The 25,053-nt window shown below is 51.8% G+C and carries 24 protein-coding genes, 2 tRNA genes and 2 pseudogenes; 12 read left to right on the top strand and 16 right to left on the bottom strand.

Annotation, left to right across the window (positions count from 1 at the left end):
- Positions 1–124: 124 nt before the first annotated feature.
- Positions 125–1,234 (top strand): CaiB/BaiF CoA transferase family protein, encoded by a 1,110-nt coding sequence (locus ACR0CR_RS09470; protein WP_480598389.1) that lies wholly within the window; start codon positions 125–127, stop codon positions 1,232–1,234.
- A 56-nt stretch (positions 1,235–1,290) separates the two neighbouring features.
- Here the strand turns inward: ACR0CR_RS09470 and hemE are convergent, their stop codons facing one another.
- Positions 1,291–2,325 (bottom strand): uroporphyrinogen decarboxylase, encoded by a 1,035-nt coding sequence (gene hemE, locus ACR0CR_RS09465; protein WP_480598387.1) that lies wholly within the window; start codon positions 2,323–2,325, stop codon positions 1,291–1,293.
- 107 nt (positions 2,326–2,432) lie between these two features.
- Between hemE and hemC the strand changes: the two genes are divergently transcribed.
- Positions 2,433–3,389 carry a hydroxymethylbilane synthase gene (hemC, locus tag ACR0CR_RS09460; protein ID WP_480598385.1) on the top strand — a complete coding sequence of 319 codons (957 nt, stop codon included), beginning with the start codon at positions 2,433–2,435 and terminating at the stop codon, positions 3,387–3,389.
- Positions 3,390–3,605: 216 nt separating this feature from the next.
- On the opposite strand, the gene ACR0CR_RS09455 is transcribed toward hemC, so the two are convergent.
- Positions 3,606–5,864 carry a CHASE2 domain-containing protein gene (locus tag ACR0CR_RS09455; protein ID WP_480598384.1) on the bottom strand — a complete coding sequence of 753 codons (2,259 nt, stop codon included), beginning with the start codon at positions 5,862–5,864 and terminating at the stop codon, positions 3,606–3,608.
- A 44-nt stretch (positions 5,865–5,908) separates the two neighbouring features.
- The gene (locus ACR0CR_RS09450; protein ID WP_480598382.1) at positions 5,909–6,724 is read right to left on the bottom strand and encodes a FecR family protein; all 816 of its coding nucleotides are present in this window, start codon (positions 6,722–6,724) and stop codon (positions 5,909–5,911) included.
- A 476-nt stretch (positions 6,725–7,200) separates the two neighbouring features.
- On the opposite strand from ACR0CR_RS09450, the gene ACR0CR_RS09445 reads away from it, so the two are divergent.
- The 5 genes from ACR0CR_RS09445 (at position 7,201) to ACR0CR_RS09425 (ending at position 11,286) form a co-directional block, all read left to right on the top strand.
- Complete coding sequence (locus ACR0CR_RS09445; protein WP_480598380.1) at positions 7,201–7,740, top strand: NADPH-dependent FMN reductase; 540 nt, start codon at positions 7,201–7,203, stop codon at positions 7,738–7,740.
- Between the two features lie 536 nt (positions 7,741–8,276).
- Positions 8,277–8,366, top strand: a tRNA-Ser gene (locus ACR0CR_RS09440).
- Positions 8,367–8,492: 126 nt separating this feature from the next.
- Positions 8,493–9,239: a hypothetical protein gene (locus ACR0CR_RS09435; protein WP_480598379.1), complete on the top strand. Its 747-nt coding sequence runs from the start codon at positions 8,493–8,495 to the stop codon at positions 9,237–9,239.
- A 133-nt stretch (positions 9,240–9,372) separates the two neighbouring features.
- Positions 9,373–10,329 carry a DNA cytosine methyltransferase gene (locus tag ACR0CR_RS09430; protein ID WP_480598377.1) on the top strand — a complete coding sequence of 319 codons (957 nt, stop codon included), beginning with the start codon at positions 9,373–9,375 and terminating at the stop codon, positions 10,327–10,329.
- Between the two features lie 72 nt (positions 10,330–10,401).
- The gene (locus ACR0CR_RS09425) at positions 10,402–11,286 is read left to right on the top strand and encodes a NaeI family type II restriction endonuclease (protein ID WP_480598375.1); all 885 of its coding nucleotides are present in this window, start codon (positions 10,402–10,404) and stop codon (positions 11,284–11,286) included.
- A 315-nt stretch (positions 11,287–11,601) separates the two neighbouring features.
- On the opposite strand, the gene ACR0CR_RS09420 is transcribed toward ACR0CR_RS09425, so the two are convergent.
- On the bottom strand, positions 11,602–11,805 hold the full coding sequence (locus ACR0CR_RS09420) for a hypothetical protein (protein ID WP_480598373.1): 204 nt from the start codon (positions 11,803–11,805) through the stop codon (positions 11,602–11,604).
- A 677-nt stretch (positions 11,806–12,482) separates the two neighbouring features.
- On the opposite strand from ACR0CR_RS09420, the gene ACR0CR_RS09415 reads away from it, so the two are divergent.
- The gene (locus ACR0CR_RS09415) at positions 12,483–13,319 is read left to right on the top strand and encodes a hypothetical protein (protein WP_480598371.1); all 837 of its coding nucleotides are present in this window, start codon (positions 12,483–12,485) and stop codon (positions 13,317–13,319) included.
- Here the strand turns inward: ACR0CR_RS09415 and ACR0CR_RS09410 are convergent.
- On the bottom strand, positions 13,306–13,611 hold the full coding sequence (locus ACR0CR_RS09410; protein ID WP_480598370.1) for a hypothetical protein: 306 nt from the start codon (positions 13,609–13,611) through the stop codon (positions 13,306–13,308). The two genes, ACR0CR_RS09415 and ACR0CR_RS09410, sit on opposite strands and share 14 nt — an antisense overlap.
- A gap of 83 nt (positions 13,612–13,694) precedes the next feature.
- Positions 13,695–14,231 (bottom strand): type II toxin-antitoxin system Phd/YefM family antitoxin, encoded by a 537-nt coding sequence (locus tag ACR0CR_RS09405; protein WP_480598368.1) that lies wholly within the window; start codon positions 14,229–14,231, stop codon positions 13,695–13,697.
- Between the two features lie 326 nt (positions 14,232–14,557).
- Here ACR0CR_RS09405 and ACR0CR_RS09400 point away from each other — a divergent pair, with 326 nt between their 5' ends.
- Together ACR0CR_RS09400 and ACR0CR_RS09395 are read left to right on the top strand one after the other, a co-directional pair.
- Complete coding sequence (locus ACR0CR_RS09400; RefSeq protein ID WP_480598366.1) at positions 14,558–15,061, top strand: hypothetical protein; 504 nt, start codon at positions 14,558–14,560, stop codon at positions 15,059–15,061.
- Positions 15,062–15,165: 104 nt separating this feature from the next.
- Positions 15,166–15,270: pseudogene (locus tag ACR0CR_RS09395) on the top strand (IS5/IS1182 family transposase); the annotation flags it as partial.
- A gap of 169 nt (positions 15,271–15,439) precedes the next feature.
- On the opposite strand, the gene ACR0CR_RS09390 reads toward ACR0CR_RS09395, so the two are convergent.
- The 8 genes from ACR0CR_RS09390 to ACR0CR_RS09355 all read right to left on the bottom strand — a co-directional run bounded on the left by ACR0CR_RS09390 (position 15,440) and on the right by ACR0CR_RS09355 (position 19,825).
- The gene (locus ACR0CR_RS09390; protein ID WP_480598364.1) at positions 15,440–15,835 is read right to left on the bottom strand and encodes a hypothetical protein; all 396 of its coding nucleotides are present in this window, start codon (positions 15,833–15,835) and stop codon (positions 15,440–15,442) included.
- Positions 15,810–16,043, bottom strand: coding sequence for a hypothetical protein (locus tag ACR0CR_RS09385; RefSeq protein ID WP_480598362.1), 234 nt, complete (start codon positions 16,041–16,043; stop codon positions 15,810–15,812). Before ACR0CR_RS09385 ends, ACR0CR_RS09390 begins: the two co-directional genes overlap by 26 nt.
- 114 nt (positions 16,044–16,157) lie before the next feature.
- A complete protein-coding gene (locus tag ACR0CR_RS09380) occupies positions 16,158–17,447 on the bottom strand; it encodes an AAA family ATPase (RefSeq protein ID WP_480598360.1) in 1,290 nt (429 codons plus the stop codon).
- A 4-nt stretch (positions 17,448–17,451) separates the two neighbouring features.
- Positions 17,452–17,949: a hypothetical protein gene (locus ACR0CR_RS09375; RefSeq protein WP_480598358.1), complete on the bottom strand. Its 498-nt coding sequence runs from the start codon at positions 17,947–17,949 to the stop codon at positions 17,452–17,454.
- Complete coding sequence (locus tag ACR0CR_RS09370) at positions 17,942–18,364, bottom strand: hypothetical protein (RefSeq protein ID WP_480598357.1); 423 nt, start codon at positions 18,362–18,364, stop codon at positions 17,942–17,944. The genes ACR0CR_RS09375 and ACR0CR_RS09370 overlap by 8 nt, the downstream gene beginning before the upstream one ends.
- A 17-nt stretch (positions 18,365–18,381) precedes the next feature.
- Positions 18,382–18,475 (bottom strand) — tRNA-OTHER (locus ACR0CR_RS09365).
- A gap of 392 nt (positions 18,476–18,867) precedes the next feature.
- Positions 18,868–19,383: a hypothetical protein gene (locus tag ACR0CR_RS09360; protein ID WP_480598356.1), complete on the bottom strand. Its 516-nt coding sequence runs from the start codon at positions 19,381–19,383 to the stop codon at positions 18,868–18,870.
- A gap of 211 nt (positions 19,384–19,594) precedes the next feature.
- On the bottom strand, positions 19,595–19,825 hold the full coding sequence (locus tag ACR0CR_RS09355) for a DUF1192 family protein (protein ID WP_480598355.1): 231 nt from the start codon (positions 19,823–19,825) through the stop codon (positions 19,595–19,597).
- A 481-nt stretch (positions 19,826–20,306) separates the two neighbouring features.
- Here ACR0CR_RS09355 and ACR0CR_RS09350 point away from each other — a divergent pair, with 481 nt between their 5' ends.
- Both ACR0CR_RS09350 and ACR0CR_RS09345 read left to right on the top strand, forming a co-directional pair.
- Positions 20,307–21,302 carry a hypothetical protein gene (locus ACR0CR_RS09350; protein WP_480598354.1) on the top strand — a complete coding sequence of 332 codons (996 nt, stop codon included), beginning with the start codon at positions 20,307–20,309 and terminating at the stop codon, positions 21,300–21,302.
- An 87-nt stretch (positions 21,303–21,389) separates the two neighbouring features.
- Positions 21,390–21,800, top strand: a pseudogene (locus tag ACR0CR_RS09345) (integrase core domain-containing protein); the annotation flags it as partial.
- Positions 21,801–22,212: 412 nt separating this feature from the next.
- Here ACR0CR_RS09345 and ACR0CR_RS09340 read toward each other — a convergent pair.
- The gene (locus tag ACR0CR_RS09340) at positions 22,213–23,130 is read right to left on the bottom strand and encodes a transporter substrate-binding domain-containing protein (protein WP_480598353.1); all 918 of its coding nucleotides are present in this window, start codon (positions 23,128–23,130) and stop codon (positions 22,213–22,215) included.
- Positions 23,127–24,857 carry a hypothetical protein gene (locus ACR0CR_RS09335; RefSeq protein ID WP_480598352.1) on the bottom strand — a complete coding sequence of 577 codons (1,731 nt, stop codon included), beginning with the start codon at positions 24,855–24,857 and terminating at the stop codon, positions 23,127–23,129. The genes ACR0CR_RS09340 and ACR0CR_RS09335 overlap by 4 nt, the downstream gene beginning before the upstream one ends.
- Between the last annotated feature and the right edge of the window lie 196 nt (positions 24,858–25,053).

Genomic DNA, 25,053 nt, shown 5'->3' with positions numbered 1-25,053 from the left:
CCTCACTCCATCCCGCTGCAGAGGCTACGCCGCAAGCGGATGTCTGACAAGCGTCTGCTACCAACTCAAAGGGTTGCAATTCGCCTCGGTCCCGGAAAACTTGCAACATGAGGAGAGAGACAAAATGCTAAGCGGAATCCGCATTGTAGAAATCGAAGGATTGGGCCCGGGGCCTTTTGCGGCCATGCTGCTTGCAGATCTGGGGGCAGACGTCATCACCATCCACCGCAAGGGCGCGCCGGTGACCCCGGGCATGCCAGACCGCTCGCTGTTGGATCGCGGCAAGCGGTCCATTGCGCTGGACCTCAAAGACCCGCGTGATCTGGCGACCGCCAGACAGCTGATCGACACCGCCGATGCAATGATCGAAGGGTTCCGACCCGGTGTGATGGAAAAGCTGGGCCTGGGCCCAACAGATTGTCACGCCAGCAACCCGAGGCTGATTTATGGGCGCATGACCGGTTGGGGGCAGGAAAGCCCTCTGTCGCAGAATGCCGGGCACGATCTGAACTACATCGCCTTGTCCGGAGCCTTGTGGTACGCTTCCGAACCCGGCCAGCCGCCAATGACGCCAGCCACGCTGGTGGGTGATATCGGTGGTGGCGCGATGTATCTGGTGGCTGGTATCCTCGCTGGCCTGCTATCGGCCCAACGCACCGGCAACGGCACCGTTGTGGATGCAGCAATCTATGACGGCTCGGCCCATATGATGAACCTGCTTATGAGCCTGGGCCAGACCGGCAACCTCTCAACCTCACGCGGTCAAAGCCTGCTGGACGGCCCGCATTGGAGTCGAACATACCGCTGCGCTGATGGAGCCTTCCTCTCGGTCCAATGCCTAGAACCCAAGTTCTACGCCAGCTTCCTCGAAATACTCGGCCTCAGTGATGACCTGGATTTTGCCGAACAATATGATCGCACTGCGTGGCCACGCCTAACCAGTAAACTAATAGACATCTTTGCCAGCAAACCACGCGATCACTGGGCAGAACTTTTCCACGGAACCGACGCCTGTGTCGCGCCCGTGCTATCACCACAAGAGGCGCGAGATCACCCGATGAATACTGCGCGGCAAGTCTGGCTCACCCAAAACGGCACGACACAAGCCGCGGCCGCCCCTCGCTTCTCGACCCATTTTTGGCACCCAAAGCCTAGTCCAAAACGCGGAGAACACGCGCCAGAGATACTGGACGAACTCTCCGCAAACGCAAAATCCGCCCCTTCATCTGGCTAAAAATATCCCGGGGGTGAATTGGCCAAAGGCCAAGAGGGGGCTGGCCCCCTGCCCACTCACCGCCCGCGCACCGTATCAATCATCAATTGAACATTTTCCGGATTCGCGTCCGGCGTAATCCCATGGCCCAAATTGAAAATATGCGGTCCCTTTGAGAACGCCTCGACAATCCTGCGGGTCTCATCCACCAGCGCCTGCCCACCGGTCACCATATGGGATGAGGCCAGGTTCCCCTGCACACACCCATCCGCCTGAACGTGCTCTGCCGCCCAAGCAGGTGACACCGAGTTGTCCAACGCGACGCAATCCACGCCCGTTGCTTTGGCAAACCCCACGTAACCTTCACCTGCTTCCCGTGGGAAGCCGATGACAGGGGTTCCGGGGTGACGGGCCTTTATGGCTTGCGTTATTACCCGGCATGGTTCCACGGCATATTTCCGGAACGCGTCGCCCTTCAGCGACCCGGCCCAACTGTCGAATATCTTCACCACTTCGGCCCCGGCATCGATCTGGGCCGAGAGGTATTCGATCGTTGCAGCCGTGATGCGATCCAGAAGCGCTTCGAACAAGGCCGCGTTCCCTTCGCGCAGCGCATGCGCGGGTCCCTGATCCGGCGTACCACGCCCGGCGATCATATAGGTGGCCACCGTCCAAGGTGCGCCTGCAAATCCGATCAGCGTCGTTTCGGACGGCAATTCCTGCGACAGGATGCGCACTGTTTCATAAACCGGGGACAACGTTTCGTGAATTGCTTCAACTGGTTTCAGAGCATCGAACTCCGATTGCCGGGTAATCGTCGACAGCCGCGGCCCTTCGCCGGTCACAAACCAAAGGTCGGCCCCCAGCGCCTGGGGCACCAGCAAAATATCGGCAAACAGGATCGCCGCATCAAACCCGTAGCGACGGATCGGTTGCAACGTGACTTCGGCGGCAAGATCCGGGGTATAGCATAGCGACAGAAAATCTCCGGCCTGCGCGCGGGTCGCGCGATATTCGGGCAGATACCGCCCGGCCTGCCGCATCATCCAGATCGGTGGGATGTCCTGCACCTCGCCCGCCAACGCGCGCAACACTTTCTTTGTCTCGGCCATGCCTGCCCCCAGTCTTCCGGTGTGCCGCTACGCGTCGGCCCTCAGTGGCAATTTGTCAAGCTTTGCCCCCATTGTCAGGGCAATGTGACGCGATTAAAGCTGAGGCCATGACACTGACCCTGCCCTCCCCCGACTCACCGCTCAAGATTGGCACCCGTGGATCGCCCCTTGCCCTGGCGCAAGCCTATGAGACCCGGCAGCGGTTGAGCGTGGCGTTCGACCTGCCAGACGCAGCGTTCGAGATCGTGGTGATCAAGACCACGGGCGACAACCGCGCCATGATCGACGCCGATCGCCCATTGAAGGAAATCGGCAACAAGGGCCTGTTCACCAAGGAAATCGAAGAGGCGATGTTGCGCGGCGATATCGACATCGCGGTACATTCCACCAAGGATATGCCGGTCGAACAACCCGACGGGCTGGTGCTGGACACGTTCCTGCCGCGCGAAGATGTGCGCGATGCGTTTATCTCGCCCACTCTGAACTCGATCCACGACTTGCCCCAAGGCGCGGTGGTCGGCACCTCATCGCTCCGACGGCGGGCCCAGTTGCTGAACCGCAGGCCTGACCTGCAAGTGGTCGAGTTTCGGGGCAACGTGCAGACCCGGTTGAAAAAGTTGGCCGATGGCGTTGCCGATTGCACCTTTCTGGCAATGGCCGGGTTGCGGCGGTTGCAGATGAACGAGGTTCCGGCAACAGCGATCTCGCCCGATGACATGCTGCCCGCAATCGCGCAGGGCACGATTGGCATCGAAAGACGCAGCGATGACGCACGCGCGGCTGACCTGCTGGCCGCCATTCACCATTCAGAGACAGGCGACCGTCTGGCCGCTGAACGCGCGCTGCTATTGGGATTGGACGGATCGTGCGAAACACCCATTGCAGGGCTGGCGCAGATCGAAAATGGACAGCTGTCACTGCGCGGCGAAGTTTTGCGCCCGGACGGGTCCGAATCCATTGCGCTTGAGGCGTCGGGACCTGCCTCCGACGGTGCGGCTTTGGGTCAGAAAATGGCAGCGGATCTATTGGCACAAGCCGGACCGGGATTTTTTGATTGGCGGTAAACAACTAATTTTCAACGAATGTGATCTGGTTCACTGATACACCCTCGGCCATCGTGCAATATGAACGTGTTCCGATGAGTGTAGAAGGTCAGTCTCGAATATATCGAAAGTTTTAGCCCGTTTTTTTTTAGATAGTATTCGAGGGGGCGAGACTGAAACCTTTTGATCCACGGACAGGGGCCGCTGTTGAATTTCCAACAGTGGCCCCATTCTATTTCAGGACTGGCTGGACGGTTCGCTCCATTCTGCTGATTTACCTTTACCGTTATGGTGACTGAACATAATCCGCCCGGTTTTCGTGTCCGCCCTAAACTCGGCTGCGCGCCCCGGGATCGAGCGGTAGAAGTCGGCCAACCCTGGCTCAACCCCAACAGCCATATCCCGACATGCATCACAAAGTTCGGCGACCGCTGTCTGAGGTGCGCGGGTGCGAATGCCCGACAGCAACCTGTCATGCGCGGATTTCAGCGCTCGAAAACCCTGGCTGCGCGCAACCGCGCGGTCTCCGATCAGAATATAGACCGGTTCGGATTCGCTTTTGCCTTTCAGATCAACATACCCGGCCTCGAGCATTGCAAGATCCGACCGCGTTGCCTGGTAAACGGTTTGTGAAACGAGGATATCGTATTCTACGTGCCGACAGTTCTGTTCGATCCTTGCAGCCACATTCACGACGTCCCCGATGACGGTATAGTTGAATCGACTGCGCGACCCGATATTGCCGACGCAAGCCGTCCCCGTTGCACAGCCTGTCGCCAAAGCGACCGGTGGACGCCCCTCCATGATTGGGGACGCGTTGAACGCGCTCAGTGCCTGCCGCATCTTCAATGCCGCCAATGCAGCCCTGCACGGGTGGTCCGCTACCGGCAGCGGAGCGTTCCAGAAGGCCATGACCGCGTCGCCGATGAATTTGTCAATCGTACCGCGCTCATCCAGAATTCGGTCGCCGATTTCCGAAAACAATTCGTTCAATAGTGCCACGAGATCGGTTGCCGAGACCGTCTCGGACAGCGGGGTAAAGCCGCGTATGTCCGAGAACATCACAGTGATTTCCTGGGTTTCTCCACCCAATTGCAACTGATGGCCGTTTGCCTCCATCTCGTCGAGAATTTCGGGGGCGACGTAGTGCGAGAACGTCTGGCGGATCACACGTTTCTCTCGTTCCGTCGAAGCAAAAAGATAAGCGGCCAGCAGACCGAAATTCGCCATACCGCCCAGCAAGGGGAAAGTGGCATCAAACAGGACCAACTGATTTTGGAACGCAGCCCAACTGATCCCCATGACGACCGCCGCAGCAACGCCCCCGGCGACAAAGGATGCAACGGCACCATAGCTCGACATGACCACGGTCACCACAATGCCCAAAACTACAAAGGCCAATAGCTCAAGCGCAGCGGTCACGTCCGAGCGGCTGAGCATCTCGCCCAGCAAAATCTGCTCGATGATTTGCGCATGAATCGAAACGCCGGGAACGGATTCACCCAGTGCCGTTTCGCGCATGTCAAACAGACCTGCGGCAGAGGTGCCAATCAGAATGATGCGCCCCTCGATCTCGGACCGTAGGGCGGGGATTTCTTCGGTTTGCATGACATCATCTGCCGACAAATAGAGACCGGGATTGTCTCGCCTGTAGCGAACCCAAACTTCACCGTTTTCGGTCGTCGGCAAATCAAAGCCACCGACGCCAACCCCCAGCATGATTCCGGCTTCGTCCTGGGCCCCTTCTGCAAAGAACACAGGCTCATCCATCGCCACACGAAGCGCTTCGACGCCAAGACCAGGCAGGACTCCGCCCGGTCCAGACCACAGCACCGGGACACGGCGAACAACACCAAGGCTGCCGATTGGCGAAACGTTGACGCCACCGATACCGGACGCGTAGTCCTCTAGCGGATGGGCCAGCGGCGTCCAGTGTGCAACGCTCACCAGGCCCGCAGCGGGGTTTTCGCCGATTTCGACAAGACCGGCCTTCGGAGAAACCACCTCGCCACTGTCAGACAAGCGCGCGGCGACACCCAGCACGACAGGTAGGTTGGCGATTTCCGCAGCAAATTTCTGGTCATTATCCAGGTTCGCGGCACCCTGATCGATGTGCAAAATCCCGGACAAGGCCGGGTCTTGCAGTAACCGCGACGGGGAATAGCGGTCGGGTTCCACAAACAACATGTCAAACGCGATGGCCGCCGCGCCGTATTCCGACAACCGCGTCACCATATGCGCCAATTGCGTGCGTGGCCACGGCCACTGACCCCAGGTTGCCAGCGAGCGCTCGTCAATGTCCACGACCCGCACAGGCAAGCCCGGATCATACGCGCGCGGAGAGATGCGCTGTAGCACGTCAAAGTAAATCAGTCGCGACATCTGGACCGGATAGGGGTCCATGACGCGGATGAAGCAACCGAACATGATCAGCGCCAGACCGACCAGCCGAAACGCCAGCCATCGCGCCTTTCTGTCTGTTGCTTTACCCGCCACGTCAGCCTCCTGATCGCGAAGGCGAAAGAAATTTTGAATACACGCTACCCGCCAGCCTCGGCCGTGACATCGCCAGCCGTTGCTGTCGCCCTGGCGCCCCCGCCTCCGTCCCGCTCACTGGGCGAGCCCGCCGAAACACTCACTTCGCCCGCCGAAGATTGCGCGCCGGTGCCCGACTTTGCGCCGGCTTCGGACTTTGCCTCGGTTTGCTCACCGCGCTCGACCGGTGCGGATTTGGTCGCCGCCTGGCGTTCCGGTGCGGGCCGACGGGCCGTTCTGACCTCGGGCGCGTCCGACTTAATACGAGGGGCAGCCACAGAGTCACCGGAACATCCTTCGGCATCGACCTGGAATGCCGGTAGTAGCCGTTGTTGCGATTGCAGGAAAGGAAATCCGCCTTTCAATGCCTTGTCGTATTGCTGGCGATCTGCGGCGCGTCCAACCTGCCCGCCGGAATTGGTGGCAAAAAAGCTGCATTGGCGGCTGGCCGACCGGCATGATCCGCCTGTGCCACACATACGCACGGTACCCTCGATGACGATCATCGCGCTTTGGTTGCCAGAAGTGATCCACATGTCAAACGTTGTTCCCCGCACGGCCATCGTCGCTGTGGGAGTCTGGATCGAATACGCCCGCTTGCGGCTTTTACCCGAGATGAAACGGAAACTGCCGCCCAAAGCCTTGACAGTAAAGTTCTTTGCTTTGCGCCCGCCGCGCAGCATCGAGACATCCAGCACCATTTGCGCATTGGGACCGACCGCGATCTTTGTTTCGTCCACAAAGATCAACTGGACAACACCCGTTCGGTTGGTCGAGATTGTATCGCCCGAGGCGACTTCCATCCCTTCGCGCAAACGCATGGTTTTACCCGCACGGGTAATTTCAGCGCCCTGAGTTACACGAAGAACTTTTCCAATCGCAGCCTTTGCCGAAACCGGTAACGTCACAAGTGTCAAAAAAACCAAACAAACTTTTAACCAGGCCAACACCAAGTCCCCTTCCCCCAAAAGGTTCCTGTAGGGGTTCAATCCACCCCGCGCCCGAAATTTCACCTCATATTGTCGATTTTATTAGTCATTAAATTTCTTAAAACTAAACAAATATGCGCCGAAAACGGCCCTTTTGGCAAGCTTTCAGATTCCAGCTTAAGAGTCGCGCGGTCCCGACACGCCGTTTAGGGCGCAGGTTTCAGGCGCCAGACCTTTAGTGGCTGCCTTTGCCTGATTGGCCGTGAGGGTTCGGATCACGTAGCCGCTTTGCCGCGTTGAAGTGGTCGCAAAAGACGGGTCAACACGGTATTGTGCCCATTGTGAACCCCGATTTTGAGGCGCTTCAAATGCCAAAGATTCTTGGCCTGTCCGGAAGTCTGCGACGCGATTCCTACAACAGCGGCTTACTTCGCGCAGCGGCCACAATGATGCCAGATGACATTGACTTGATCATAGGCTCAATTGCGCAGGTCCCACTCTATAACGCGGACCTGGAAGCCCGCGGAGAGACACCTCGGGCTGTCGAATTGCTCCGTCATCAGCTGGAAGATGCGGACGGGTTATTGCTGGCGACCCCTGAATACAACAACGGCCTACCTGGCGTTTTCAAGAACACCATAGACTGGATGGCCAGCGGGTCTGCCGCCGATTTGTTTGTCGGAAAACCCGTTGCCGTGATGGGCGCGTCGCCCATGCGCTATGGTACCGTTTTGGCGCAGGATGCCTGGTGGCCCGTACTTCGCACCCTCAAAACCCGCCCCTGGTTCGAAGGCCGGTTGATGCTGGGCGGGGCAAGCGAGTTGTTCGACGAGACCGGGACACTGATCGATAGAGCTGCCATTGAGAGGCTGCGCAAGTTCGTGGCAAGTTTTGCTGCGCAGCTATAGTCGCAAGATGTCACCGTTCTGGGGCAGGCGATGGCCGGTGACACACACGTTTCCGCCCGGAACTACTTTGGCACCAACAGCGGCTCGATCTTTGCCGATCATTTGGGTGTCGGGGTCATGGCCGGTCAGAAGCAACCCGATTGCCCGCTTTCAAAGCCCGCCCGAACCCGGTTTCCGCCGCGCGCCTCTGTTGGATCATCCTTACACCAGCCGCGCAATTCATCTGGGGCAGTGTAAAGCACGCGGTGCGACCCCGATTGGATTTGCAGTGAATGAACGCCTCTGACGTTGGCCTGGCCGAGAATTTCCTCGCGGACCGGAGCGAATTGGCCTGCGTTAGCCAAGCCCAAGTGCCTTACGATCAGTGACGGTCCTGATCACGTCGGATTGCAGCGGCCCTGACCCTCACTGCACACACCCTTTTTTGAGGATGTTTCTTACATGTTTTCAAAAGGTTCCGAAGTTTCAATCAAAAGCGAGACAATTTGGAAAATTCGCCTTGTATTCCCGTTGCTTGCAAGGATATACCCGTCGGCGGAGACGTGGCCGAGTGGTCGAAGGCGCTCCCCTGCTAAGGGAGTAGGCGGGAAACCGTCTCGAGGGTTCGAATCCCTTCGTCTCCGCCATATATCATTGATTTTAAATGATATTTTTGCGACTTACCGCCGATATCCGCCAAAAAGCCCGCCATACCTGGAAAAATAGCCGAGACACAAAAGCTAGCAGAGGATTTGGGGGCAAACTTCCAGCAGGTGAAAATTGACGAAATTATGTCAGGCGCGAATATCCCATTGTCTGGGAAGACGCTAGTTGACGCGTCAGGATTGACAAAACCTGCTATTTTCAAGCTGGTTAAGAGTACATTCTCGCAGAGCAGTGAGGTTTGGGCAGCTATAACAGAACCAGAGGAGTATCAGCCTACCGAGGCTGATCTAAGTGCCGCGATTGGAGATGGTGTAGAGTTTTGGGGCGATGCCGGGGTAGATACGCTTTCGGACATTCTCAGCGGTGATAAATTACCTTATAGAGTCGTGATCGTTGAAGAGCTTCGTTCCGACCCATCACGAAACCGTAAGCTCTGTGCATTCTCTTCAGCAAAACACGGGCGACTACTACATCTGGTTGACGAAATTGCTTACGATGAAATTGATGTATTTGTTCCTTCAGGAAAGAGCTACCGCCACAAAGTAGCTCAAAAAACTGCCAGCATTGCTACTAGAAGCGGGGAATTGGGGTCAGCTATTGAGTTTTCAACGAGTGAGCCGGGTGGACTTGTCAGCGCTCTATTTGAGAACCACTTGGAAGCCTACCAAACACTTAGATCAAATTTCGAAATCGCACTGACTGGTGGTAAACTTGAAACAATAATATGCGGCTTGGCCGCTGCGGTTCTTCCAGTAAATAGGGTGGTCTACGTGCGGCCGGCTGAGTTTGATTCAAAGAATTTTTCAGTTGGTGTTGGCGACACAAAGGTCTTTAAGTTCTCGTTAGCTGAATGAGGCACAGACGCTATCTTCCTTCGCGAAGTAGCTCACACTGTGTAGAACGTATTGTGAACATTTTGCGCTTGGGCTAAACAAGGTTGCACCAGATTCCGCAACCTGTTGTATTGCACTGAGGAGGATCATCTACATGCTGACATCTCTGGAACTTTGTGCAGGAGCTGGCGGTCAGGCTCTTGGTCTTGAAAGGGCCAGATTTCGTCATCAAGCGCTGGTGGAGATTGACAAGCACTGCTGCAATACCCTGCGTCATAATCGTCCTAAATGGAATGTACTCGAGGAAGACATGCGTGTCTTCAAGGATGCAGCAAACCAGTTTCAAGGAATTGATCTGCTGGCTGGAGGGCTACCATGTCCGCCATTTTCCAAAGCTGGAAAACAGCTTGGGCGGGCCGACGAGCGCAATCTTTTTGATGAAGCCATTGACATCATTAGTGTTATGCGTCCGCGTGCCATCATGATTGAGAATGTACGCGGTTTCCTTGATGCGGTGTTTGAAGACTACCGGCTACATCTCAAGAAGCAGCTACGAAAGTTAGGCTATCACTCTGAACCTAAATTATTGAATGCATCAGATTTCGGCGTCCCACAGCTACGTCCGCGCGTTATCATTATGGCAGTTGAACAAAGCAGAGTAGAGCATTTTTCCTGGCCGGAACCATCAAAGCGGAGGCCTAAAACCGTCGGTCAAACTCTCAAGCAAATGATGTCTGAGAATGGCTGGAGAGGTGTCGATGCTTGGGCGAAGCAGGCAAATGAAATTGCGCCAACTATTGTTGGTGGTAGTAAAAAGCACGGAGGGCCCGATCTTGGGCCAACTCGTGCGCGTAAGGCTTGGGCTTCACTTGGGGTCGAGGGGAGGACAATCGCTCCAGAGGCACCAGGACCAGACCACGTGGGAATGCCTCGCCTGACGGTCCAAATGGTAGCCAGGCTTCAAGGATTTCCCGACAACTGGCATTTCACTGGTGCAAAGACAAACGCATATCGCCAAGTTGGTAATGCATTCCCTCCACCTGTTGCAGAAGCAGTTGGAAAACAGCTTTTTTCCGCGCTAACCGCGCGCGCCCTCCACGCAGTTGCTTAGCGCCGAGAAGCTACGTAATTTTTCAGTCGTTTCGACTCCACATCTGACCCGGTTGCCGACAAAAAAAATTTCATGAAGATGTTACCTTCAGTTGTAGATCAGTCGCATCCAGACTTCGAAGAGCTGGATCGAATACGATTGGGAATTCTCGATATCGCTGGTGGTGAAACGGCCATAAGAATGGCGTTTCCGCAGGCAGTCCGTGATGCCATCGATTTTGTACTTGACCCAATCCGAACAGGACGAACCGAAATCGGCGAACTCGACAACGTGGAAAAGACCTTTGTGGGTCTCAAGATTGAGCACTACGTTCGCGACTTTCTTGGCGCTCCGAAGGGGATCCGCGATCTTGTGATCGGAAATAGAGACGTCGACATCAAAAATACGCTGGACAACGCTTGGATGATTCCGCCCGAAACTTACCGCGACGAAGGGCCTTGTCTGGTAATTAACTCTAAAGAGGAAGAAAGCCAATGCTGGATGGGGGTAATGCTCGCCCGTAAGGAATACCTCAACGCTCCGAACCGCGACGGAAAACGGGGTGTGAAGTCAGGAGCAGTTGTTAATGTACTTTGGTTGGTCGAAGGTGCGAGTTATCCGACCTCCGTTTGGCGAGCGTTTGATATGAAAGCTTTCCGAGAGCTCCGAAAAGTTATGCCTGGTACTGCGCGCGCAGCTGAGTTTTTCCGTCGAAACCTTGACAAGCCTGTGCCGCGCGAAGTGGTTGAAGCGCTTCTTTTTGATCAAGATGATCCAATGAAGCGTCTGCGTAAGAATCAAGGCGCACGTGGTGTACTGGGGCCAGAAGGAATAGCTTTACTTTCAGATACCTTTGGTAACGCGCTGCTAGATGAGCTGGGGCGCGGTCGACTTCCCCCGCGAACATTCATGGCGATCATTCCTAAAGATGCAATTGAAAGAGAAAAGTTGCTCAAAATCGGCGCAATTGATCCTTAGTTTTATGACTTTAGACTTCTACTCCTGAACCACCTAGTCTTCAAAATGCTTGGCTCCAGCTTCCGGTAGTGTCGCAAAACGAATTCCATCAAGACCGATTTCATCTCTGAGTTTTGCCAGCTGCTTCAGGTCGTAGCCGGAGTCTTGAGGAACGACCAACAGGGCCTCGGGTAGTCGAGATTGGCAATACGAACGTCTTCACTCTGACCCAGTTTGCCCCCAATGCCTTGCGGAAGAGAAACCATATCGAGCGCATTACCGGTGACTGAGAGTATTTTGAGTTAGGGGCCTGGCGGCATACCAGGCCCTCTCTAGTCAAGTCCTGGCGCTAGAGACCTCGAAGTGGGTATTCACCACACGCAATAAGTGCTCATAATCACCCTGGACGGCTTCCTCCAGAAAAGTCTGAATTCTGGCTTGTTCGCCTCCGGCTTTTTCGGCTGCGGCCTGGCAGCGTGCCAGCACTTCAAATGCATTGGCGCTTGTCCTGGGTAGGTCGATTGTTGCAAGTTTTTTCATGTCAAATCCTCATGTAGAATACCGGGCAACCATTGCAGGTCGAAATTAATCTCACGTATAAGAAATGCGAATTTTGCCCCGATCCAGAGACTGTTCGAGATTTAACATAAGTCGCAATTATGGAGCGATTGGGCTCTCGCCAGCCAATCCCCCGCTGCATCCGAACATCGGTCGGTCGTGAACATTCCTTCAGCAGCAGCCATGAGCCCAAAGTTCAAAATGCTTCTTGGCACTCAAAGGTCAGTGATACGTAGAAACCGGACTTTGCAAAGTTGGGCGGTCGGCCCAAGGTAGTACTTTGTTCATAAGTTGAAAGGCTACTGTCGTGTCCCTTTGATCTGACCTTTACTGCATTGGCAAAAAGCTAAGCGCGGGCGTCGCCTTCCTTGAAAAAGCCGCTAGGGGACAGGCGTAGATCAGTTTTAGGGTGATCATATCGCAGCACATATAGTTGATTTGAAGGGCAAAACCCTAACTTCTAGATCGTGGTCGTTGCGACCTGTATAACTAGTCGAAAAAGTCAGACTAGCTGTATTTAATTGCTAACGCTGCATCTTCCCGATGGACCGGAGACCGGTCATGCACTAACAATCAAACTGGGCCACTTAGGTCGGTTCAATCACGGCGGGCAAAGCAAATTTTTGAACAAATGATAAAATGTATAGAAAGACTGATTGATGAGTGAGTGGTTTAAAAGAGTTTTTTTTCAATCTGCAATGATAGCTGGCCTAGTTTGCGCTGCTATTTTTTTTCCAATTTTTCAACCTGTTTCCGGTATATTCTTCTCAATAGTTGCTCTGTTTTTAATTTTGTATGGGTTCTCGGATCCAAAGTATATGTTCAGGCGACTTATCGCATCCCTCATCGCCGTACTTCTTGTACCAAATATTTTCACTAAAACTATTAACTCAATGAAAGATACTGTCGCTACATCCGACGGGACAAGCACCTACAAACTGATCATTTTAGATATCGCTTCGTTTGTAACCAACTCTGATAACGGCGGCCTTATCATATCAGCGATTTGTATTTTGGCACTTCTTGAGCTGAAGAATATGGCGGCAGATTTGTATTTGTCACTGAATATAAACGGGAACTCAACAATTTCCCCGTTGCCGGGCCGTCTCTCTGTTTCCAGGGACGGGGCGAGCTACTACAGCCGGTTAAATGTCCAAAACAATGGGCTCATGACCCTGTATATCAACAGTGTCGAGATGAAAATTTCATTTTTTAAAGTCACCAGTGCAACGCTACATTTGACCCAACATGAAAAGCCCTTGGAGTACGCAACACACAGCAATCCCATTCAAATTGCACCAGGTGAAATGGTGTGTATTGCAATCTTCGGAGAGTGCAAAAAGAAGCTCTTTTGCCTCAAAGTTTTACGGAACCTTAAATGGTTTTGCGAACTTGGATACGCTTCATCCGTTCGCCTCAACGGTAGTGGAAATATTTCAAAAATTGAAACGCCATTCACTATGATGGAAGAGCGAGATCAGTCTACGGGCCAGTAATGTCGTGAAGCACAACCAGCATCAACTCAGTATCGATTGATGCAGAAAAAACTTCCCCGGAAAAACTCATCGTGAATGCTCTATCCGGTACTCCCGTACCCGTTCTGACTTGTGATGCAGCCGGAAAACACCCGCTCTGAACATCAGCCATTATTGCCCGCCAGAGCTTTTTTTGAATTGCCTCCAAGGTTTCACCTTCTACTTCGGCAATCTTCTCCAGAACCATTTTGAACTGGGTGCTTTTTCGAGGAGTGATCATCAGATCATACTCGCCAGATTTAAATGTACTCATTTCATATTCTCAAAGAACAGCATCGGCTTTGCGCCTTTTGAAAGCCGATGCGTACTACGAAATCACAATATAATCTAGCGTTTTTATCGAGAGGAAAACGCCGCAAGCACATTTTGTTGCAGCCTCGTACCAAGGGCTTCCGCCGTCAGGTCGACCGCCGGAGACTTTGTCGTGCTACTCGCCACATCCCTGATCGCGGAGGCCATCACTTGCTGGAATCGGGCTTCCATCTCCGGGACGGCAAGCATCGATGCCAGCATGTGATCTACAACTGCTGCACATTCAACGAGCACCTCGTCCGACGCCTGGTCTGAACCAGCTTCGTCTTCGACAATTTCCATGAACTTTTGAAGCGAGTCGGCAGAAACATCCTTTTCAAATGTCAGTTCACCAGCCCTTTCCGCATCCCAAGCTTCAAGCCGCCTGAGATCCGCAAGGGGGACCACTGCAACAGCTGGCTTGTCATATCTTGTTATGACCGCACGAACGCCCGTGTCAGCAACCTGCTTGATTAACGCAGGCAAAGCTCGCCGGGCATCACTGAAGCCAACAGTGTGAGGCGGGCTGGCCTCCTCTAAAGAGACGCTCGCATAGTCAATTTTTTTCGATACTTGGTTCATTTTCATGCTCCACGCATAGAGTTCGACTGTTGTTACATTCGTAATGTTGTACAAGACTTGGCTGATGTCAAGGTTTGCAGGACTGTATTGTACAAGAATTAGTCAAATTAACCCGTATCGCAATCCTATTGTGGGTTCCCGGCTGTAATTTAACCACAAAACCCATCAATGGCTGAGTCAATCCTATTTCACATATGAACCCGGATATGCGTCGATGTTCAGGGGAACCTAACGGTAGATAGCGATAGGTATCGCTAATTTTCCAACAATATGTTACGTACACATGACCTGATTATAAAACTAAGTGTTTGGGAGGGGATGAAAAAATGGCTGGCAATCGAGCGTTCTTTCCATCACTCCACAATTTGAGAGAAGAGATGGGCAGAGGAAAAAATGAAATTTCCACCATTTGTGGCGCCCGTCCATCAGCGCAAACCTTACGAAAATGGGAATCCGGACAACCAGGCTCCTATACGCTAGTTTCCAAGGTTTTTAATGCAGTTTCAAATATTTACTCGACAGAAGTGGGTGTGAAGCTGGACAAGAGAGAACATGTCTTCCGGCTCAGTGAAAGATTGAAGGCAGATAATGGCCAATATTCTGCATATCCGGGGTTCGCTTCAGCGAGGGCCCAAATTGGGAAGCGACCATCAGAGGTTGCCAGAGAAATTGGGATTGCATCTAACGAATACAAGCTTATCGAAGGATACAACTCTGTCACCTGCCATGCAGCTCCAGTCGAATATGTAGAACGCGTCCTGAAATTCTACAGGGCTCGCATCGTCGTCGACGACGAAAGGATCCATTTTTTCCAGCACACGGTAGACTAGGCGGGCTTAGATGTGAGACTCAATAGCTTAAGTGGCTGAGAGCTCTGTTGCAAAGAACGCGTGACAGGATTCAATCTGTGAAACCAGTGTGATGGCTGGAGGGCGTGAGTAGACCGACACCTCCGACTTACAAGACCGGGAACTGGCCGAGCTACAACGAAGAGATCAAGCGGCGGAACTCGCGGACAATATGGTTAGACCCCGAGATGATCTGAGGCGTCGCGCCCTCCGGCGCGCAGGACCACCCTAACATCTCACCGGTAACGCTGGCAAACTCAGATGGCTATCTGCATCTCGGAAATTGCAAAGTCTTGTTGCGAATGTCGGCTGCTAGAAACCTATCGCGCACATTTCAAAAACCGGCGGCACTTACCCCTGTTAGACCTGCTTTGGGGCGAGTTCTCCCCACTCATCAGCGCTCATGCTTTTTCGCGTTGGCCCATCCTCTGAGGCGAACTGAGCTGCTTTGACGAGGAGAAAGGCCACCGTGATGGCGTCAACCTCGCAGCATTTCTCGAATTCTTCCGTAGTCTTATTGTGCCCTTCTTCTGACATTCTCATTCCCACTGTATCTGACGCTTTCGGGCAATTGGCTAACTTTGCATAATACTTCATCGCCCTCGGAAAGCCAGTTCTCGGGCGTGCGAGCGCTTCTTCAGGAGAGGCTCTAATGCTGCAAACAAGCTCGTCTTCCAGCGCGAGTAGTTTGCGATGTTGCAGAAGGACGGGAGACCAGATCCGGTACTCTTCATTGCTCGTTTTGCTGGGTGTCATCTGGCGACACATCGTGCTCATTGTCAGACTTTGCTTCAATCTCCCGTACAGCCAACTCGGCGATTTTCCGAACCAGATACCAAACGCTGCTACGGCGTGTGTGCCCTTTGATCCAGCCGGTCACATCCTTTGCCGGGATATCGAGATGCGGTGCTTCGTCTTCGAATACTCTGACCTTGTAGTCAGAAATATCCGCAAGCTCGCTCATGTTTCCAGCCCGGGCTTCCGCGATTGGGGTACGATTTACATAAACAACAACTCTTAGCATTTTTCGTCTTTATTATTTTGGGTGTTTCCATGCTTGGGCCGTCATGGACCCGCCTTAGTTCCAGGGGTGATTTTTGGTCTTTTGATGCAGCAGGCCCCGAACTAACCGTCTCAGAACCCGCACTGACTTGTGCCGCCCATAGGTGCCCACCAAAGCTTCAACATCGCCCAGATCAAGTCGAAAAAACTCAGGTCTCAACCCAAACTCAGCAGCAAATTCGCTCACCAGGCTTTGAATGATGGCAGGCAGTTGCTCCGGTGTCGGGGGTGGGATTTCATAGATCGAGCAGCGGCTGAGAAGAGGCGCAGGAACGCCACTCAGGTCATTTGCCGTCAGAATCCAGCTCACATGTGAGGCATCCACATCAGCAGCTAAGTACTTCTCTCGATATCGTCTGGCCTCAGAGGGCTCGAGCAACGCAAGAAGTTCGCCGGTGATATCTCCGTTGCGGCTCGCGTGCGTCTTGTCGATTTCGTCGAGGATGATCATTGGGTTAAGGACGCGTGACGTTGCCACGGCCTCCGTCATGATCCCTGCATGCGCGCTACTCCAACCTACCGAAAGACCAAACAAATGGTTCTCCGACTTGCCGCCGACATTTGCGCTCTGCACGTAAAGGCCTAGAGCTTTACAGGCTGTCTTTGCAAAAGCTGTTTTGCCAACGCCGGGCTCGCCAACCAGTAGGGTGGGTTGGATGTGAAGGATGTCAGATCCGATGCTCCATCGGCACTCGATGTCATGGGCCATCTCTTCGATGACGAAGTTGCAATGAGGGAACCTTTGGGAAACTGCGCGAAGCTCGTTCAACTCATCAAGTGAGGTCAGCCGGGCGAATTGATTGCTCCAGGTTGTGAGTTGCTTGATATGTTCCGGCATCTCGTTTCGGAGCGTGCGCGGCAGGTACTCATAGTCCACCTTGTCCAGAAGATACCGTGCGGCAATGGTCTTCTCACTCTTTGCGCGAGAGGCTTCCATGTTCATGTCGGCAGCATGACGTTCGGAGATGAGGCCCATGACCTCTTTCCAGCGCTTAACGCTCGTCATCTGTTCCACCATGTCCTGGGCGAAGATGGCGAGAGCAGGATCGATTTCCCTCAAACGGCTAATTTCCGTCTGCCGCCAGTTGTCAGGCTCATCGCTAAATCTTGCAGTTTCTTCAGATCTTTCATTGATCACTTTGAGGAGGTCTTCAGAACTGGCTCTTTCCAAAATCATTTGCTTCACGATTTCCCAGGACGCAAAGGAGTTGGCTGCGCTCAAAACAGGGCGGAGGATGTCTGCCTCGTCATGGCAAAAGCCAGCCAGCGCAAAAATCTCATCTTCTTCCCAGGTTGTTCCACTCATCGGGTTACCACCCTTTCGCCACGCAGGCGGGACATCGGTGACCCGATGCGCCCCAGGCAATTTGTCCGATATAACCGCAGCTACGACATTGAAGCGCATCTCGCTTGGCACGAGTATTCAAACGCACCGTGGGAAAGGTCTCCATCCGCTCACTGGCCGCCTCATGCGCGTGCCAACAACACAGGTTGACATGCCAGGCAGCGATGACCTGGACCGTAGAGGCGTTACCGCACCGCTCACAGGACATCTCAGCTTCCTGCATAGCTTGCTGCAACCGCAGTTGAATGAACGTGTCTTCCTGCGCGCCATCCAGGTAGATCCGAAGCGAGCCGAATTTCTGCTTGATATGGCCGACCGAAGGATAGCTTTCCTCACGCCGGTCGCAGTGCCTTTTGATCGCTTCAAAACACTCGGTGACAATCCGAACCCATCGCAGATTGTCTTTTCCCAAATTCTGTTCAACGGAGCCGCGGATGTCATCGTAGTCGAAGGCGTCAGTCATCCGTCGGATCCCCGGTTCTAGGGGGTTCGGATTCTTGCTCTGAAGCAATTTCCTCCAGCGCAGCAATAAAACGATGCAGGCCTTTTTCTGTCTCTGCCGCCACCGTCAATTTCAGAGCGGAGAAGTGTTCGTCCGGTAAGTCGAACAGGCATTCAGCGACGTTTCGATGCCTGATACTTTCAGGGTCGAATTCGTGCAAAGGGAATACCAATCGCAGAATGGCATCTGGAGGAAGAAGGCGCTTATCTTCCTTTCCAACGTCTGAGTACATCCGACCTGTAGCGCCATGGAACAGAAGCGTTTCTTTCAGCTCACCAGTCTCGATGCGCGTTTTAACTTCCGATAGAAGCTCGTCGTTGGCGTAGAGCTTCAGGCGTCTTTTCAGGTCTTTATTTGTATAGGGGTCTTTTGACATGGAATGCCTCCAGAGTTTGGTAGGAGGCGTCGGAATCGAACCGACTCGTGCACTCTTATCTGGAGCTATCACAGGGGTATAAGCCCCGCCCGCATACCAATGCTGCCTCCCACGTGTTTCGCGCGGGGTATCGACCTCAGGTCGATATTCGTTGGCAGTGGATGCGTGTGTTTGTCATGAGGCGAAGCTGACCCAGCGCGGGGCATCGTGTCAACATGAAGTATGAAAAAACGTTGTGATTCACCGCGTAGTTCCGGGAACTTTCTATCATGAGTTGTGTAAATTGCTGCCTTCCGACCGTCTCAGGCACACACGTTTCCTGCTCAAAGTGAGAATCGGGAGGTGATTCTGGTTTCATAAAGATCGCCAGAACGTCCGGTTTCTCAGTCGGCGCGAACTGGTTTGAAGCTTTCGTGTCTTTTCTGAAGCTGCGGATGATCAGCTCTTAAGTTACTCCGCACAACGCGATGAGGATCGCGATCTGGTTGGAGCCTACCTAGACCTCACCAGTCTTTTTTCACGCAGCAGGGGCATCTCCGCTTGTCATCGGAACGGTCAACATGTCCAACGTAACCGCAAACCGCGCAGACGAGGTGTTCGGGCGCATCCGTTTTTCGGAAATAGCGGCGTTTGTGCTCATTGAACCGCCTGGCCGCTTCTTCATGCGCGCACCAACAGCATAACGTCATGACCCAGCTTCCTAAATTCTGCGGGCGTGCCGCGTTCCCGCATCTCTCGCAACTCTGGTTTGCTCGGCTGATTGCCGCTGCGACCCAGCCGCGGATGCGTTCATCCTCGGATGCAATGCTGAAGTAGATCCGGAGTTCGCCAAACTTTTCCTTGATCTGGAGGACCTTTGGATACTCGATCCCGATCTTGTCACTGCGTGCTTTGATGTGCTCAAAAAGTTCAGTCACGATCCCTGACCAACCGTTTGGTGTAACTCCCAACTCATGCTCAACGCTTGCCTGGATATTGTCGTAGTCGACCACATTGATGGTGGCTTCGGTTTCAGACATTACGCGCCCTCCTGGAGTTGCGCCGGTAGGGGGTTCAGCTCCGATTGGGTTCCGGCAGTACTTTGACGGGACAACGGTCTTCGCTTAGGGTGTCAACTGCAAGTTGTAGTATCTATTACTACAGGAAAGTCGCGTTTCTTTGTGCTGGATTTGCAACTGCTTCTCGCCACCCATGACCACAGGAACTATCGGCCCGGCGGTGAGTTTTTTCCTAGAGCGCGTGCTTTTCCTGCCTTTGCTGTTCCAACCGTTCTATCTCGGCTTTCAACAGCGCGATCCTCTGCGATGTCTGATGTTCCGCGATCAGGTCGAGAAACATCTTGGTCTTGCCGCCATGCTTCATGCCGTAGCGCTCGTAGACCATCGAATTAAACTCATCCAGTTTGGCTTTTGGGATCCGAAACTGGATGTGCTCAAACTGTTCAGTCTCTGTTTTTGTCATCGAATCCACCATTGTTGTCTGATGATAGCAGACCGAAGCCAGTGATGTTGGCAAAGCTTCAGCCAGGACGTTGGCACTCAGACAAACTTCAGGACGTGTTGCCTAGGCTACACTGCGTAGCGGATGTGCTTCAAAGTTGTCTCAGCTCTTGGCCCCAGCAGCGGATTTACTCCGAATTCCGCAGAGGCGAAAATCGTGACGCATGAAATTCATGCTTTACAGTTTTTGATCGTCCTATGTATACGTGAAAAATGACTTTCACCTTTGTTGAAATTTACCTCATGAAGAAAATCAAACGGAATTACCAAAAGCTCTGTCAATCTGAGGGTGCATCCTTGATCGAAATAACTCACCGCAGGCGACACTACGCACTATGCTTCGAGCGGGGATTTGTAATTGCGCCATCTACGCCTTCTGATCGTCGTGCGTGGCTCAATCTCCGCGCTGACATCCGTAGATTGCACCGTTGAAGGACCTATCAATGAAACCCGAAACGTCTCCCGCTGCTACGACTGCCCAAGAGCGTCGTCATGAATGGTACTGCAACCAAGAGAATGGTCTGGTGCAATACCTGCGCGATTTCGAATTCCCGTTAAAGAGGTCACTAGATTACCATTTTCTTGCGATTGAGAGCCTACTAGGAGAAGAGATCGCGACTTCCAAGCTACTGGAGCTCCTGCCGGGCGATAGCAAAGATGAAGACCATTGGAACGGCGTTCTCAGCTCTTCTTCATTGTCGCCCATTAACGAGCAGTGGAAGAGTGCAGTTCTTTTGGATCACGCCGGATTGTATGGCTTGTACGGCGTTACACCTGATGAGATCAGCTTTGCGACACGCCGATCATGGGTCGCTATTTTGCCAGTCCGTCTGAATGAATGGCGGCAGAAAGCGCATCTGGATCCGGAGTTCAAAAATTTTGAGGTAGTGATAAATCTCGCACTTTCGCGCCATACAATGGATTCAGGTATGAGTTTGGAGTCCCTTACTAATGATGAAGAATCCATTGAAGGCCACGTAGATATTGGTTCGCTTTCGATTTTTGGCGGTGTTTCCGAGGGGCGCATCCGAAACATACTGTCGAGCGGCGAAAGCTGTCTTGTAAAGGCTGAGCAGGGTGTAACTGCATCGAGTGCTGCTCAATGGCTTAAAGGTAGGAAGGAATACTACCCTTCAATTTGGGAAAAGCCGGATGACGTTACACCAACCGTGCCCAGCATAGATTTCGAAGATGAAGTGGTTTTCGTTCCGGTGGCTACCGATAACTCTTATTTCCACCCTCGTCTGGCTCGAGGCGGTAAATTCACAATTGGGGCAAAGGGGGAGGAGATTCAGTATGACAACTATGACGAAGCGCTTGCCGAACTTCAGAAGATGGCCACTCCGCGTTGGCGTCGCCCTAACGGAGCGGGAAACTGGGGCATCGTTTCCGGACGGGATTGGAAGAGAGTCGAGCGTCGCAAACTGCCCGTAACATAGTTTGGCGGACTGGACGCTTCGCACTCGGCGCTCCGCCAATTCCTTGCAGTTTCGTGACGGCAAGAAGTCAGAAACCACCACAATTGCGCAGCATCAGGCTGCGACAGTACCACCATTGTTCACAAGCCTCGGCTACTCAGTGACAACGGTAGCAGTTACATCTCTAGTGAACTGGCGAGATGGCTTGAAGAACAGGGCATTGATCACTTTTGCGCTGCTCCAAACCACCCACAGTCACAGGGCAAGATCGAGCGATGGCACCAGACCTTGAAGAACCGCATCCTGCTGGAGAACTACTATCTGCTCGGAACGCTCGAACAAGCCATCGATGGCTTAATCGATCATTACAACCACAACCGATACCACGAAAGCATCGGCAACCTGACGCCCGCCGACGTCTACTTCGGTTGGGACGAAACCATCCTCCGACGCAGAAAGGAGATCAAACACCAGACAATCAAGAACCGCTGCATGCTCCATCAAAACAACGCGGCGTAAACTGAAACTACAGAGAGCTTGATCCTCCTAAACCAATCAACCGCTCCTGTTCCAAGTCATTCGACGGCGGACACTCAGCCAAAATAGATAAGACAAGCCACAGCTCCGTTTTGCACAGCCGTGAATCACGCCGCCCAGGGGAAATCAATGGTTCCTGTGCGTAGTGCGGACGAAAACTATAGCTCTTATTGGAGAAGTTTGTGGTAATTTGATATTGGTTTTTCGCACGATGTGATGACTCCAATTGAAAGAGTGATTTGATGCACTCACGCTGTTGGTGACTAGGATTCGGAGCCAGAAATCTTGACCCAAAACTGAATCTTGGGGAGCAACGATGTGCAGCCAATGTATTAGGTTGATAATTTAAAGGCAGGTAAGAAATCTATATCAAGTCAGTTAACCAGAGATTTAGTTACTGTGAGCCCACTTCACGAACATAAAGTGTAAAAAGTTGTCGCAACTCCCGAGACATTACAACATTACTTGGAAAGTTTTGTTTGAAGTACTCAGTTGCAGCACCGTTTTGAAACTGTTCGAAGATACTAGACTGAAAGTTCCGGAAAATTCGGTTTCCATAAGGTGACTCTACGAAATTAGGTTCAAAAACAATGCCGTACATTTCTCTTGTCAAGGTACGTGGTGCAACCACGAGTTCACAATTATCTGGGAGCTCTGATGTCATTAAAAAGCTGTTAAGAATATCTACGTCCCCGATTAAGTACTGCACGTCACCAGCACAAAGATCTATAAATCCCTCAACATAACTATCTACAATAACTACGTTTTCAAGCGTGTAGTGTTGATTGTCGCTGTCCCCTCTCAAGTATGCCAAATCATCAAAAATACCTTGCCCAGCCATACCAAAATTCTGAACCATAAGTTCCTTACTCGAACTCGAGAAAGCAGTTGTATTTTGTAGAATAGCTGCACGCGCCTTCCGCGGGTCTCCTGTCTCTAGGGCGGGGCGTAAAATTGTAGCGTAGGAGATACCAGAAACAAAAATGGGTATAGAAAAAATAAACTGTTTCAATCTATCTGGAGTCATGCTGACCGGACCACACAAAATGTGAGCGTCAGAATTTTCAATGACCGAGAACCTATTTTCCGCAGTAACTCCAATTCTTTGAAGGGAATCTTCCAGTCCAATATCACTGATCGCAGTCTCGCAAACATCAACGACGAAACCCGCATACCCTGCGTCAACTTTTTGGGAAAAAGGAGGGGCGTCTTCACGATAGGCTACTACAATGTCGGCACCTTCACTTGATGCAACAGTTCCTAACAACAAAGGTAGAGCTAAAATAATACTTGATCGTAGTAGATAAATCAATTCGAAACCTCCAGCTCAATTGATCTATACGTGGCCATGCTGATTAAAAAACCGCGAAGGGCTACAAAAGAAATCAGAGGAACAAAAAACGCCAAAATCAAGTACAACAAACTTGAATTAGTTTCGATATACCAATTTGGTGGATTCTGTGAGAATAGGTTGTGCCCAACAAAAATGGATGCAGCAGACATGATGGAAAAAAATCCAGAAACCAAATAATATCTAAAGCCAAAGGCTTTCCGTCTTCCGCCAGTTTTTGTTTTCATTCGAAAAATAATCCAAAAGAAAAGGACACCAACAAAACCGAAGGAAATGGAATCAGACAGTTCTATGGGATAAATGGACTTGAATGCTATGAGAGCGGAATTTAAGGTGTCTGCTTCCGGTAAATTGAAAGTGTACCAAAGAAGTAACCGCGAAATAAAAGCTATCGCCGTGCAAACTAAAAACGTTGCTGCTACATAATTCATAGGTAGATTTGGCCTTGGCTGCGCCAAGCTTTCTATTTGATCATCCCAAAGGCGCAGTAGTGCTAGTGAAGTTAATACACTAGCCATGCAGCCAACAAGGTAACCTGCCGCTTGTTTTAGACCAACTTTAATGCTTACAAACAGTGCTTCATTGTTCGGGGCTTCCTTCATTATTGCTTCTCTGTAGAAAATATAGCTTGTTGCTATAATCGCAGCGGATGCGAAAAAAAGTAGCAGTATTCTCACAATTAGATTTCTTGTTGCCTGAGAGCTGTAAGACCTAAGATAGCGCAGAACCGTTCTCAAAGCTGGGTCGGAGCCTTTGTCGTAGTTCGGAAATCTGTTTTGTGTGAACAAAATGGCAAACAGGTCATATAGCTCATCGCTAATCTCTGTTACTTTTTGTATCGCTTCATTGGCTCTATTGCCAAACTCTATGAGTTCGGAGTTGAATTCTTGCCACAGCGTTGTTGCCTGAACTGTCTCTTTAAGATCATGTGTGAACCCGTCTGGGAAAGCTCGACGAAACTGAACTTCAAAAGACTTTCCGTCAAATTCAGCGGTGTTTACTTCTACGATATAGTTCTCTAATTCGTTTTGTTGAAACGTCATTTTCTTGGATAGATCTCCAAGTAGTTTCTGTGCATTAGACTTCTGCGTAGTCCCCCAGTTGACGTTGCTGTGTTCGGATAAAGTCCAATAGTGCAACAAGTAACTATCAAGTAAAGCCTTTTTTGAGTGTTCTATCTGAGGCGGTGTCAACTTTTGCATAACCTGGACAAATTCTACCAAGCTAGTCTTTTCTTGGATGCTTTGAATGAATACTGTTTGTGGAAGTTTTGAGAATTGAATTTTTCGCAATTTGTCCCGTGTACCAACAACGTTTCGGTATATGCCGGCGGAATATCGAGATAGCCTACGAAAGAATAATTCTAACTCCTTCAATATCGGTGCGTCTGGGCTGAAACTGACTATCAGCATTGCAACGGTGAGAGGCCAAACACCGGATCCGCCATTGAACTCTGTTGTCGGATTTGATCCACCTTCTTTTGGTCCGAACACGAAGTTGAAAATATTTTCAGAAAAACAAAGAGTTATGTATAGTGCTACCAAGAAAAGTGAAAAATAGAAGTAGGCTTCAAAGAATAAAGTTCGACCAACGGTGTTAAGAACATTGCTTCCACGCAGTACTTCTATTCCTTCTTCTGAACTGGCGTTGGGCAGAGGTAGTTTTAGTTGTTTATATCCGAAATTCATTATCGCAGCGAGCCCCAATACTAAGCAAATGAGGTACTCGTTTCGATTGAAAAATAATACGATAGAAGTATTCAAAGTTCGAAATCCAACTGAAAAATCAGGAGCAAACTTCCTTTTTAGGATCGCAGGGCGCGCTTGCGGCTAAGTTAGGAGTCGAAACAAGAGACGCCATCGCCAATATTAGGAATGCTGTAGT

It is taken from the genome of Ruegeria sp. AM2 (genome assembly GCF_056540685.1).
This window is presented reverse-complemented; position numbering and strand designations above follow the sequence as displayed.